The sequence below is a fragment of the Methylobacterium sp. 37f genome (assembly GCF_023093475.1).
GTDB lineage: Bacteria > Pseudomonadota > Alphaproteobacteria > Rhizobiales > Beijerinckiaceae > Methylobacterium.
Window position 1 is genome coordinate 18143 of record NZ_JAGHKN010000034.1, and the last position, 12448, is coordinate 30590.

General features: G+C 68.9%; 9 protein-coding genes. 8 read left to right on the top strand and 1 reads right to left on the bottom strand.

Annotation, left to right across the window (positions count from 1 at the left end):
- The first annotated feature begins 176 nt into the window (after positions 1 to 176).
- The 4 genes from J7U37_RS19260 to rsgA all read left to right on the top strand — a co-directional run bounded on the left by J7U37_RS19260 (position 177) and on the right by rsgA (position 6186).
- Complete coding sequence (locus J7U37_RS19260; RefSeq protein WP_056184405.1) at positions 177 to 1544, top strand: TolC family outer membrane protein; 1368 nt, start codon at positions 177 to 179, stop codon at positions 1542 to 1544.
- Positions 1545 to 1723: 179 nt separating this feature from the next.
- Positions 1724 to 2341 carry a DUF2497 domain-containing protein gene (locus tag J7U37_RS19265; RefSeq protein ID WP_282103993.1) on the top strand — a complete coding sequence of 206 codons (618 nt, stop codon included), beginning with the start codon at positions 1724 to 1726 and terminating at the stop codon, positions 2339 to 2341.
- Positions 2342 to 2447: 106 nt separating this feature from the next.
- Positions 2448 to 5180: a valine--tRNA ligase gene (locus J7U37_RS19270; protein ID WP_247636738.1), complete on the top strand. Its 2733-nt coding sequence runs from the start codon at positions 2448 to 2450 to the stop codon at positions 5178 to 5180.
- A gap of 7 nt (positions 5181 to 5187) precedes the next feature.
- Positions 5188 to 6186: a ribosome small subunit-dependent GTPase A gene (rsgA, locus tag J7U37_RS19275; RefSeq protein WP_247636739.1), complete on the top strand. Its 999-nt coding sequence runs from the start codon at positions 5188 to 5190 to the stop codon at positions 6184 to 6186.
- 10 nt (positions 6187 to 6196) lie between these two features.
- Here rsgA and purD read toward each other — a convergent pair whose 3' ends face one another.
- Positions 6197 to 7480 carry a phosphoribosylamine--glycine ligase gene (gene purD, locus J7U37_RS19280; RefSeq protein WP_247636740.1) on the bottom strand — a complete coding sequence of 428 codons (1284 nt, stop codon included), beginning with the start codon at positions 7478 to 7480 and terminating at the stop codon, positions 6197 to 6199.
- A 460-nt stretch (positions 7481 to 7940) separates the two neighbouring features.
- On the opposite strand from purD, the gene xseA reads away from it, so the two are divergent.
- The 4 genes from xseA (at position 7941) to J7U37_RS19300 (ending at position 12168) form a co-directional block, all read left to right on the top strand.
- On the top strand, positions 7941 to 9665 hold the full coding sequence (gene xseA, locus J7U37_RS19285) for an exodeoxyribonuclease VII large subunit (protein ID WP_247636741.1): 1725 nt from the start codon (positions 7941 to 7943) through the stop codon (positions 9663 to 9665).
- 247 nt (positions 9666 to 9912) lie between these two features.
- A complete protein-coding gene (locus J7U37_RS19290) occupies positions 9913 to 10140 on the top strand; it encodes a DUF4170 domain-containing protein (RefSeq protein WP_247636742.1) in 228 nt (75 codons plus the stop codon).
- A 148-nt stretch (positions 10141 to 10288) separates the two neighbouring features.
- A complete protein-coding gene (locus J7U37_RS19295; protein WP_056097113.1) occupies positions 10289 to 11233 on the top strand; it encodes a ribose-phosphate pyrophosphokinase in 945 nt (314 codons plus the stop codon).
- A gap of 224 nt (positions 11234 to 11457) precedes the next feature.
- Entirely contained in the window at positions 11458 to 12168 is a 711-nt protein-coding gene (locus J7U37_RS19300) for a DUF1013 domain-containing protein (RefSeq protein WP_056184416.1), read from the top strand.
- Positions 12169 to 12448 lie beyond the last annotated feature (280 nt).

A 12448-nucleotide genomic window follows, 5' to 3' on the forward strand; every position in this document is an offset into this window, starting at 1 on the left:
ACGGATTCGTGCGGCGGACTGGAACCACCCGGTGCTCTGCCGGCCAAGGTCGGCTACTCTCCGCGCTGAGGCGGGCAATCCGGATTCGCGCTGTGGCGCGGTGACCATCTCGTATGGTCGTCCGGTTCATCTAGAAACCGCAAGGGTCGACGAGCGTGAGAGATTCGAAACCTGCGATGCGCACGAGGCTTCGGCCGATCGGCTTCGCCGTGCTGGCCCTCGCCGTAGCGAGCCCGGCCGGTGCCGAAACGCTGGAGAGCGCCCTGTCGCGGGCCTACGCGGCCAATCCCACTCTGAATTCGGGCCGCGCCGGCGTGCGTGCGACCGACGAGACCGTAGCGCAGGCCAAGTCCGGCTATCGTCCGACCGTCACCCTCGACGCCGATATCGGCCTTGCGCAGACGGACGGCCGAACATCTCGTATCCCGCTCAACCAGGTCACGCGGCCGGGCGGCGCGGGCCTCACGGTGAACCAGACCCTCTTCAACGGCTTTCGCACCGACAACCAGACCCGTCAGGCGGAATCGGACGTACTCCGCGTCCGGGAGGCGCTGCGCGCCACCGAGATGAACACCCTGTTCAATGCCGCCCAGTCGTACATGTTCGTTCTGAGCGATACGGCGAACCTCGAACTGCGCCGCAACAACGTCGAGGTGCTCGAGGAGCAGCTGCGTCAGACGCGTGACCGCTTCAACGTCGGCGAAGTCACCCGCACCGACGTCGCCCAGGCCGAGGCACGCTTGGCTGGCGCACGCTCCGAGGTCAGCGGCGCCGAGGCCACCCTGCGTGCCAGCATCGGCAATTACCGCCGCTATATCGGTGTCGAGCCGCGCCAGCTCGCGCCCGGTCGGCCGCTGGACCGCTTCGTCCCGTCAAGCCTCGATACCGCCCTGAACATCGGCCTGAAGGAGCATCCGCAGATTCTCTCGGCACTACATCTCGTCGATGTGTCCGAGGCTCAGGTAAAGGTTCTCGAAGGCGCGCTGTATCCCACCGCCGGCCTTCAGGGCTCGGTGCAGCAGCGTTACGACAACCAGTTCCCGGGCGACAACGCGGTCAGCGCCTCGATCGTCGGTCGCCTGTCCATCCCCCTCTACGAGGGCGGCCAGACCTACTCGCAGATTCGCCAGGCCAAGGAGACCGTGGGCCAGCGCCGGCTCGACGCCGAGGACACGCGCGATCAGGTCCGTTCGGCGATCGTCACCGCCTGGGGCCGTCTCGAAGCCGCCAAGGCGCAGGTCATCGCCTCCCAGGCGCAGGTGCAGGCCAACGAAGTGGCGCTGAACGGCGTGCGTGAGGAGGCCCGCGTCGGCCAGCGCACCACCCTCGACGTCCTCAACGCGCAACAGGAACTGTTGAACGCCCGCACCAACCTCATCATCGCCCAGCGCGATCGGGTGATCTTCTCCTACGGCGTGGTCCAGGCCGTCGGCCGCCTGACGGTGCGCTACACCGCGCTGCCCGTCGCGGTGTACAGCCCGAAGGAACACTTCGATCAGGTCAAGGACCTCTGGTACGGCGTGCGCACACCCGACGGCCGCTGACCTCCGAAAGCCGGTCGCGAGCGCAGCAGCCCGCCGGAGCGGATCGGCTGCTGCGCATATCTGGATCCGATGCGGGCTTATCCCGCGTCGCGCGGCGGCCAGCGCTTGTATCGGGACGGGAGCGTGAAATACTCGCCCCCGTCATCAACCGTCCATCCCAGATCCCGAGCGTCGTCCGGATGAGTGCAGCGAGCCCCAAGGTGTTGGACAAGACGCAGGAACCCTCCATGGAGGAGATCCTGGCCTCGATCCGTCGCATCATCGCCGACGATCAGAATGCCAAGGCCGAGGTGAGCCCGCCACAACCCTCCGTGCTCCAGCCCGAGAACGACGACGTGCTGGACCTCGCCGAGGTGGCCAAGCCGGTGCGCCGGCCGGCCCCCATTGAGGAGCCCGAGATCGCGTTCCGCAAGGAGCCGATCGAGGACGGGCAGATCGATTTCGATGCAATCTCCTTCGATGACGACGAGCCGGAGCCCGAGCCTCTTCCGCCGATCCGTGCCGCCGCACCCGTCGAGCCGCCGCGCCCCGCGCCGCAGCCCGCCGTCCGCGAGCCCGATCCGGAGCCCGTCCCGACGCCGACAGAACGGCTGACCTCGGCCGTTACCGACGCCAGCGTCGCGCAGGCCTTTCATATGCTCTCGCACACCGTGATGAGCAGTCAGGCCCGAACCTTCGAGGATCTGGTGCAGGATATGCTCCGACCGATGCTGAAGGGCTGGCTCGACGAGAACCTGCCCGGCATGGTCGAACGGCTGGTCCGGGCCGAGATCGAGCGCGTGGCCAGAGGCCGCTGAGGACCGCCCCGGTCGAATGACCGGACTCGCGAGTTGACGCAGGGGCCATGACGGGTTGAAAGCGGGCCAACCTCCGCTTTCTCCGACACGTGAACCGACCCCGCCCATGATGGACAAGACCTTCGACCCCGCTGCCGTCGAGGCGCGCATCGCCGCCGCCTGGGAAACCGGCGGTGCCTTCAAGGCCGGGCGACCCGAGCGGGCCGGGGCGAAGCCCTTCACCATGGTGATCCCGCCGCCGAACGTCACCGGCAGCCTCCATATGGGGCACGCCCTCAACAACACGCTCCAGGACATCCTCTGCCGCTTCGAGCGGATGCGAGGGCGTGACGTGCTCTGGCAGCCGGGCACCGACCATGCCGGCATCGCCACCCAGATGGTGGTGGAGCGTCGTCTGGCGGAGGCACAGGAGCCGGGCCGGCGCGAGATCGGCCGGGCCGCCTTCGTCGAGAAGGTCTGGGCCTGGAAGGCGGAATCGGGCGGGGCGATCGTCAACCAGTTGAAGCGCCTCGGCGCCTCCTGCGACTGGTCGCGCGAGCGCTTCACCATGGGCCTCTCGGGCGCGCCCGACGACCAGATGGTCCGCGCCGTCACACGCACCTTCGTCGACCTGCACGCGCAGGGGCTGATCTACCGCGACAAGCGCCTCGTGAACTGGGATCCGAAATTCCAGACCGCGATCTCGGACCTCGAAGTGCTCCAGATCGAGGTGAAGGGCCATCTCTGGCACTTCGACTACCCGGTCGTCGACGCGGCCGGCGCGGAGACGGGGGAGGTCATCACGGTCGCCACCACGCGGCCCGAAACGATGCTGGGCGACACCGCCGTCGCGGTTCATCCGGATGACGAGCGCTACACCCAACTCGTCGGCAAGCGGGTTCGCCTGCCGCTGGTCGGACGGCTGATCCCGATCATCGCCGACACCTATTCCGACCCCGAGAAGGGGACCGGTGCGGTCAAGATCACGCCGGCGCACGACTTCAATGACTTCGAGGTCGGCCGCCGAGCCGGCTGCACGCCGATCAACATTCTGGATTCGGAAGCTCGCATAAGTCTTGACGGTAACGCGGCTTTCCTAGCCGATGCGAACCCGGAGCCGGAAGCCCTCGCCCTGCATGGCCTCGATCGGTTCGAGGCCCGCAAGCGGGTCGTCGCCCTGATGGAGACACGCGAGCGCCTGCGGCTGATCGAGCCCAACACCCATGCGGTGCCGCACGGCGACCGCTCGAACGTGGTCATCGAGCCCTACCTCACGGACCAGTGGTACGTGAACGTGAAGCCCCTGGCCGAGCGCGCCCTGCAGGCGGTGCGCGACGGGAAAACCCGTTTCGTGCCCGAGAACTACGAGAAGACCTTCTTCCAGTGGCTTGAGAACATCGAGCCCTGGTGCATCTCGCGCCAGCTCTGGTGGGGCCACCAGATTCCGGTCTGGTACGACGAGGCTGGCGGCATCTACGTCGCGGCGAGCGAAGCGGAGGCGCAAGCACGGGCGGACGCGAAGCGCGGGGCGTCGGTGGCCCTGCGTCGTGATGAGGACGTCCTCGACACCTGGTTCTCCTCCGCCCTGTGGCCGTTCTCGACGCTGGGCTGGCCGGACGAGACGCCGGAACTCGCGCGCTACTACCCGACTGACACGCTGGTGACCGGCAAGGACATCATCTTCTTCTGGGTCGCCCGGATGATGATGCTCGGCCTGCACGTGACCGATCGGGTGCCGTTCTCGACGGTCTACCTCCACACGCTGGTGCGCGACGCCTCCGGCGCCAAGATGTCGAAGTCGAAGGGCAACGTGGTCGACCCACTCGGCCTGATCGACCAGTACGGCGCCGATGCCCTGCGTTTCACGCTCGCGGCGATGGCCGCGCAGGGGCGGGACATCAAGCTCGCAGTCAACCGGGTCGAGGGCTACCGCAACTTCGCGACCAAGCTCTGGAACGCCTCACGCTTCGCCGAGATGAACGGCTGCATGCTGCGCCCTGATTACCGGCCCGAGGACGCCGCCGAGACCCTGAACCGCTGGGCGCTCGGCGAAGCCGCGCGGGCGGTCGCCGAAGTGAGGGCGGCCCTCGAGGCCTACCGCTTCAACGATGCGGCGGCGGCGGCCTACCGGTTCGTCTGGAACATCTTCTGCGACTGGTATCTGGAACTGGCCAAGCCCGTCCTTCAGGGGGAGGGCGTCGCAGCGGCAGCGAAGGCCGAGACGCAGGCGACGGTGGCGTTCCTGATCGACCAGATCGCCAAGCTGCTGCATCCGTTCATGCCGTTCCTCACCGAGGAACTCTGGGCCATCAAGGGCGAGGGCATCGTGGATCGCGGCCTCCTCGCCCTGACGCCCTGGCCCGACCTGGCCGCGCTGAACGATTCGGATTCGGAAGCCGAGATCGGCTGGCTGGTCGATCTCGTTTCCGAGATCCGCTCGGCACGTTCGGAGACCAACGTACCGGCGGCGGCCCAGATTCCCCTCGTGGTGGTGGGAGCCGACGAGGCCTTGCGGGCCCGCGCCACACGCTGGGGCGACACTCTGGTGCGTCTTGCACGACTCTCCGAGATCCGCTTCGCGGAGGCAGCGCCGAAAAACTCCGTGCAGTTGCTGGTGCGCGGCTCGGTGGCGGCCCTGCCCCTCGAGGGCATCGTCGATCTCGGTGCCGAGGTCGCGCGCCTGAAGAAGGAGGCGGCGAAAGCCACCGCCGAGATCGCCAAGATCGAGAGCAAGCTCGGCAATGCCGACTTCCTCGCCCGTGCGCCCGATGAGGTGGTGGACGAGCAGCGCGAGCGCCGGGACGGGGAGGCCGCCCGCCTGGAGAAGATCACGGAGGCGCTGACGCGTCTCGCCGGTTGAGGGCGTCGTGAAGACCGCCCACACCCTCGCCGAACTCGGCTGGTCCGCATTCTTCGCGGATCAGTGCCGCACGGACGAGGCTGCCTTGCTGCCACAGCGCGTCGCCACCGTGCATCGCGCCCGCATGGGTGCCCTCTCCGAGGCAGGGCCGGCGAAGCTCATGCTGCCGGTCCACACCAACACCGGCGACTATGCCGTCGGCGACTGGGTTCTCGTCGAAGCGGTCACGCAGATGCTGCGCCGCCGCCTGGAGCGGCGCACCGTGCTGGAGCGGCGGCGCGAGGGCAGCGTAGCGCCGCAGCTCGCGGCGGCCAATGTCGACGCGCTCTTCATCGTCACCTCCTGCAACGCGGATTTCAATCCGACCCGCCTGGAGCGTTACCTCGCCCTGGCCAACCAGGGTGGACCCGAGCCCGTCATCGTCCTGACCAAGGCGGATGTCGCGGAGGATGCGGAGCGCTACCGTCGCGAGGCCATGGCGCTGCAGCGCGACCTTGCCGTGGTTCTGGTGAACCCCCGTGAGCCCGACGCGGCGACACATCTCGAGCCCTGGTGCGGTCAGGGCCGGACCGTCGCGGTGGTGGGCTCGTCGGGTGTCGGCAAGTCGACACTCGTGAACACCCTGGCGGGCCCGGACCACGCGGCACCGCAGGCAACGGGCGGCATCCGGGAACACGATGCCAAAGGGCGGCATACCACCACCAGCCGCTCGCTCCACGCCATCGCGGGGGGCGGCTGGGTCATCGACACACCGGGCATCCGCTCGCTTCAGCTCGGCGACGCAGCCGAGGGGCTGGAGACGCTGTTCGCCGAGATCACCGAACTGGCCCCGGCTTGCCGCTTCCGCGACTGCACCCATGCCCATGAGCCCGGCTGCGCCGTTCAGGCTGCCGTGGCGGTGGGCCAGCTCGATCCGGATCGGGTCGCACGCTGGCGTGTCCTGCGGGCCGAGAACCGGGGCAACACGGTGGTCCCAACGGGCCCACGCGGCAACAAGCGGCGCTGACAGCCGGCGGTCAGATCCCGCCGCCCGCGACCTCGCGGGCCACGGCCCGGCGGCCGATGTCGCGTCGGCAGAAGCCCTCCGGCCAGTCGATCCGGGCCACCGCCGCGTAGGCGCGGGCCTGGGCCTCCATCATGCTCTCGCCGAGCGCGGTGACGGCGAGCACCCGGCCGCCATCGGCGAGGAGCCGCCCGTCCTCGGCACGGGTGCCGGCCTGGAACACCAGGATGTCGTCGCTCTGGCCCGCCGCCGCGAGGCCCCGGATCTCCGACCCGCGCAGGACCGTGCCGGGATAGCCCGCCGCCGCCATGACCACCGTGAGGGCCGCGCGTCGCAGGTCGAATTCGAGGGCGATCCCGGACACGTCGCCCTCGCAGGCCGCCAGCAGGGCGGGCACCAGGTCCGAGGCGAGGCGAGGCATCAGCACCTGGGCCTCGGGGTCACCGAAGCGGGTGTTGTACTCGATCAGCTTCGGACCATCGGCCGTCAGCATCAGACCGGCATAGAGGATGCCGGTGAAGGGGGTACCGCGCGCGCGCATCCCGTCCAGCGTCGGAGTGATGATGGTGTCCATCACCTCCTGCTCCAGGGCCGGCGTCAGGATGGTGGCCGGGGAATACGCGCCCATGCCCCCGGTATTCGGGCCGCGGTCCCCGTCGAAAACGCGCTTGTGGTCCTGGGCCGTGCCCACCGGCACCGCACGGGTGCCGTCGCAGAGGGCGAAGAAGCTCGCCTCTTCGCCGAACAGGCATTCCTCGATCACGATCTCGGCGCCGGGCTCCTCGAACAGGGCGCGCACCGCGCTTTCCGCCTGATCCCGGGTCTCGGCCACGACCACGCCCTTGCCGGCGGCAAGACCGTCGGCCTTCACCACGATGGGGGCGCCGTGCTCGGCGAGGTAGGCCAGAGCAGGCTCGAGAGCCTGGAAGCGGGCGAAGGCGGCGGTCGGGATGCCGACCTCGGCGCAGAGATCCTTGGTGAAACCCTTCGACCCTTCGAGCTGCGCGGCGGCCCGGGTCGGGCCGAACACCCGGACGCCCGCCGCCTGGAGGTCGTCGACGAGGCCTGCCACCAGGGGCGCCTCCGGCCCGACCACGACGAGGCCGATGCGCTCGGATTCACAGAAAGCGCGGACCGCCGCATGATCGGAGACGGCGAGGTCCGGCCGGTTCTCACCGAAATCAGCCGTGCCGGGATTGCCCGGTGCGGTGAACAGTCGGCTGCAGAGGGGGCTCTTGGCGATGGCGTAGGCCAGGGCGTGTTCACGCCCACCCGCGCCGATGAGGAGGATGTTCATGGGGGTGATGTTCCCCAAAAGCCGTTCGTTGAAAAGGCCGATTTACCGCTAAGACCGTCAATGTACACGGGAAGCGCTCTGCGGAAGGGGGGGAGGGCCGTACTCTCGCCGCAGAACCGAGATCCAATGGCATCGGTTCTCATCCTTTGGCGTGGAACGAACGAACCGGAGTCACGTTGTGACAATCATGCCAGGCTGTCGCAAATCCGTTCCGTATTTGATGGCGCCGCCTCCGACCCGAGGCGTCAGTGCCTCACATTACCTGACACGGGGCCGTGTGCCGGTGCGGGCGTGCAACGACAATCACAGCCTCGACGCATTGCCGATCTGGCGGATGGCCTTGGCGATCTGCGCTGTTCCAGTCGCTTCCGTCCTGGTGATCCTGTCGATTCTGATGTGACCCGGCGGCGAACGCGCCCCCACTTTACCTGGGGCTATGCCGGGCCTAGCGTCCGCCGCCATGGCCGTCCCCCCTCCGCCCGCTAGAACCGCTGCATCGTCCGGCCCTGTGTCCAACGTGCCCGAATGGTCGGTCGGCGACCTCGCCTCCGCCCTGAAGCGAACGCTGGAGGATGCCTTCGGCCATGTTCGGCTGCGCGGCGAAATCTCGGGTTTTCGCGGCCAGCACAGCTCCGGTCACGCCTACTTCTCGCTGAAGGACGGCTCGGCGCGCATCGATGCGGTGGTCTGGAAGGGCACCTTCAACCGCCTGCGGCAGCGGCCTCAGGAAGGGCTTGAGGTCGTTGCCACCGGCCGGATCACGACCTTCCCGGGCAAGTCCTCCTACCAGATCGTCATCGAGACCCTGGAGCCGGCCGGCATCGGGGCCTGGATGGCATTGCTGGAGGAGCGCAAGCGGGTGCTGGCGGCCGAGGGCCTGTTCGCCTCCGAGCGCAAGCGGCCGATCCCCTACTTGCCCCGCATCGTCGGGGTAGTGACCTCGCCTACGGGCGCCGTCATCCGCGACATCCTGCACCGGCTTGCAGACCGCTTTGCCCGGCCCGTTCTGGTCTGGCCGGTTCGGGTGCAGGGCGAAGGGGCGGCCGAGGAGATCGCGGCGGCGATCCGGGGCTTCAACGCCCTGGTGTCCGGGGGCGCGATCCCGCGTCCCGAGGTTCTCATCGTGGCGCGGGGCGGCGGTTCGATCGAGGATCTGTGGGCCTTCAACGAGGAATGCGTGGTGCGCGCAGCCTCGGAGTCGGAGATTCCGCTGATCTCGGCGGTGGGCCACGAGACCGACACCACCCTGATCGACTTCGTTTCCGACCGGCGGGCACCGACCCCGACGGGGGCCGCCGAGATGGCGGTTCCGGTGCGGGCCGACCTGGTGGCCGAGGTGGTCGACCTCGGGCGGCGCCAGCGCGAGGCGGTTCAGCGCCGTCTCGACCGGGAGCGCAGCGACCTGCGCGCCCTGGTGCGGGCGATGCCGGATGTCGACGCCTTCCTGGCTGGCAAGCGCCAGCGCCTCGACCTCGCCGAGGCCCGGCTCGGACCGGCTCTCGCGGGCAATGCCCGGGTGTTCCGGCTCCGCGTGGCGCGCCTCGTGGAGCGCTTCGCCCGGCACCCGCCGACCCTGGCTCTGGCGCAGGCGCAGGGCCGGCTGGCCCGGATCGGCGAGCGGCCCGGCGCCGCGCTGCGCCATGACGTGGCGCGAAAAGGCGAGGGATTGTCGTACCTTGGCCGTCGCCTCGTGTTGGCCCGCGAGGGCACCCTCGGGCGGGCTCGGACGGAGCAGGCGCGCAACCGCGACCGCCTCGGGGCGCTGCAGGCCCGCCTCGTGCAGGCCGGGGACCGCCTGACCGAGCGCCGGGCGGACCGGCTGGCCGGGCTGGCGGGTTTGCTCGGATCGCTGAGCTACCGGGCCGTGCTGGCCCGGGGCTACGCCCTGGTGCGGGACGCCGAGGGCCGGCCGGTCCGCATCGCCGCGCAGGCCACGCCGGCGATGACCCTCGAATTCGCCGATGGATTCGTCGACGTGCGACGCGATGAAATACAACGAGGGTTTCGTCACGGTCACGGCGATTCGGGCTCCCCGCGCGCACCGGACCCGGCCGACGCGGGCCTGGACCCCGCGCCGCGAAAATCCGCCGCGAAACGGGCCCCGCCCCGGAAAAAGGGCGCCGCCCAGGAGCCGCAGCCGGAGGTCGCCGCCGCGACCCGGCAGGGGACCCTGTTCGAACTCTGACCGGATGACCGGAGCGGTGGCCGGGGCGCAACGCCGGCGGTGGCATGCGTCGGCCGGGGAGGACCTGCGTGTTCCGCGGCACCCACAGCGGGTTGACGAACCGGGCGGGGTTTGCGACCGCACCGGCAGCACGGCATGGCGCATGCCTGCGGGGATTTTGCCTGATCGGGGACTTAGCCCGATCGGGAGCCCGCCTCGCGGGACACCCGGCGGGATGCGACCGCGGCCAGGCGGCAGGAGAGGCGGAATGACGACGACGATCGACAGCGCACAGAAGCTCCACCTCGTCTTCGGAGGCGAGCTGGAGAACCTGGACGGCGTGAACTTCCGCGACGTGAAGGATCTCGACATCGTCGGCATCTTTCCCGACTACGCCTCGGCGCAGACGGCCTGGAAGGCCAAGGCACAATCGACGGTTGACAACGCCCAGACGCGCTACTTCATCGTGCACCTGCACAGCCTGCTCGAGCCCTGAGACCGGCGACCTGGCCTCGTAATCCAGGTGAAGGCTGCGTGAAGGCATTGTGACGCCCCGGTCGCGGCTGGTATGAGCGCGACAGCGAGGGCTTGCCCGAAGCGACGACGGGACGCCCCCCCAAGGATCGCGAGATGAAGACCCCGGCATGAAGTCCTCGATCAAGATCATTGCCGGCAATGCGAGCCGGCCATTGGCCGAGGCGATCGCGGCCTATCTCGAATTGCCGCTGGCCAAGTGCATGGTCCGGCGCTTCGCCGATATGGAGATTTTCGTCGAGCTCCAGGAGAACGTGCGCGGCGAGGACGTGTTCATCGTCCAGTCGACCTCGTTCCCGGCCAACGATCACCTGATGGAACTGCTCATCATGATCGATGCGGCGCGGCGTTCCTCGGCCCGGCGCATCACCGCGGTGATCCCGTATTTCGGCTATGCCCGCCAGGACCGGCGCACCTCCGGCCGCACGCCGATCTCGGCCAAGCTGGTGGCCAACCTGATCACCGAGGCCGGCGCCGACCGTGTCATGACCCTCGATCTCCATGCCGGGCAGATCCAGGGCTTCTTCGACATCCCGACCGACAACCTGTTCGCCGCCCCCGTGAAGGTGCGCGACATCAAGGAGCGGCTCGACCCCAAGGACTGGATGGTGGTGTCGCCCGACGTCGGCGGTGTGGTCCGCGCCCGCGCCATCGCCAAGCGCATCGACGCCACCCTGGCGATCGTCGACAAGCGCCGCGAGCGCCCCGGCGAATCCGAGGTGATGAACATCATCGGCGAGGTCGAGGGCCGCTCCTGCATCCTCGTCGACGACATCGTCGATTCGGGCGGCACGCTGGTGAACGCCGCCGAAGCCCTGCTCAACGCCGGCGCCAAGGACGTCTCCGCCTACATCACGCACGGGGTGCTCTCGGGCGGCGCGGTCTCGCGCATCGCCGCCTCGCGGATGAAGGAACTGGTGATCACCGATTCGATCCAGCCGACGCAGGCGGTCAAGCTCGCCCGCAACATCCGGGTCGCCACCATCGCGCCCCTGCTGGGCGAGGCCATCGGCCGGACCGCGACCGAATCGAGCGTGTCGAGCCTGTTCACCTGAGGCGCGGCCCCCGGAGAAATCCCGAACCGCTTTCACGGCCGTGCCCGATCCTGCGGGTGCAGCGGATCGCAATTGCCTTGACCCCACGGAAACCTGTATAGACGGCGCTTCCCTATTGCAGCGTTGAGACGGGATGCTGCCGGCCACTCTCGGGCCGGAGCGAGCGACGCCCTGTCGGCGGCGCCCCGATGACCCGTCCCGCCCGAACCTGTTGGAGTAGCCCGATGTCCCAAGGCCCGCTGATGCCGAAGGCCACCGCCGTGTGGCTGGTGGAGAACACCTCGCTGGCCTTCGAGCAGATCGCCGATTTCTGCAAGCTGCACCCCCTCGAGGTGAAGGGCATCGCCGATGGCGAAGTCGCGGCCGGCATCAAGGGCCTCGATCCGATCACCACGGGCCAGCTCACCCGCGACGAGATCGAGAAGGCGCAGAAGAGCCCGAACTACAAGCTCAAGGTCGCGGTCTCGAAGGTGAAGCTGCCCGAGGTCAAGCGCACCACCAAGGGTCCGCGCTACACGCCCCTGTCGCGGCGCCAGGACCGGCCCAACGCCATCCTGTGGCTGCTGCGCAACCACCCCGAACTCAAGGATGCGCAGATCATCCGCCTCGTCGGCACCACCAAGTCGACGATCCAGCAGATCCGCGAGCGCACCCACTGGAACTCCGCCTCGCTGCAGCCGATGGACCCGGTGACCCTCGGCCTCTGCACGCAGATCGACCTCGATTTCGAAGTCCAGCGCTCGGCCAAGGATCGTCCGGCCAACATGCCGGTGGACGGCGGCGCCACGCTGCTGCCGACCGAGGTCTCGACCGCCACCGACTACACCGAGTCCGACGAGCACCACCGCACCGCCCGCGACGAGAAGCTCAACGCCGATTCGGTGTTCGCCAAGCTCAAGGGCATGCGCAGCACCGAGGACGACGACGAGGACTGACACGTCCCGTACGCGCCGTGCCGACCGATCCCCGCAGCCTGGCCGCGGGGATTTTTCGTTTCCGAGACCGAAGCGGCCCGGGCGCCCGGCCAGTTGCCGGATGACCGGCAATCGGCTATGCAACCGCCGTTCTCCGATCGGAATCGACGAGTCTCGGCAGGGTTCTGCCGGGCCGCGTCCCCGTTGGAGGACCGCTCTCGACCATCGCTTGAGAATGCGTCGGCCCTCCTTCGGGAGGTTGAGCCCGTCGGGTCCAGGACCCCGGGCGGCGACGTCGAGG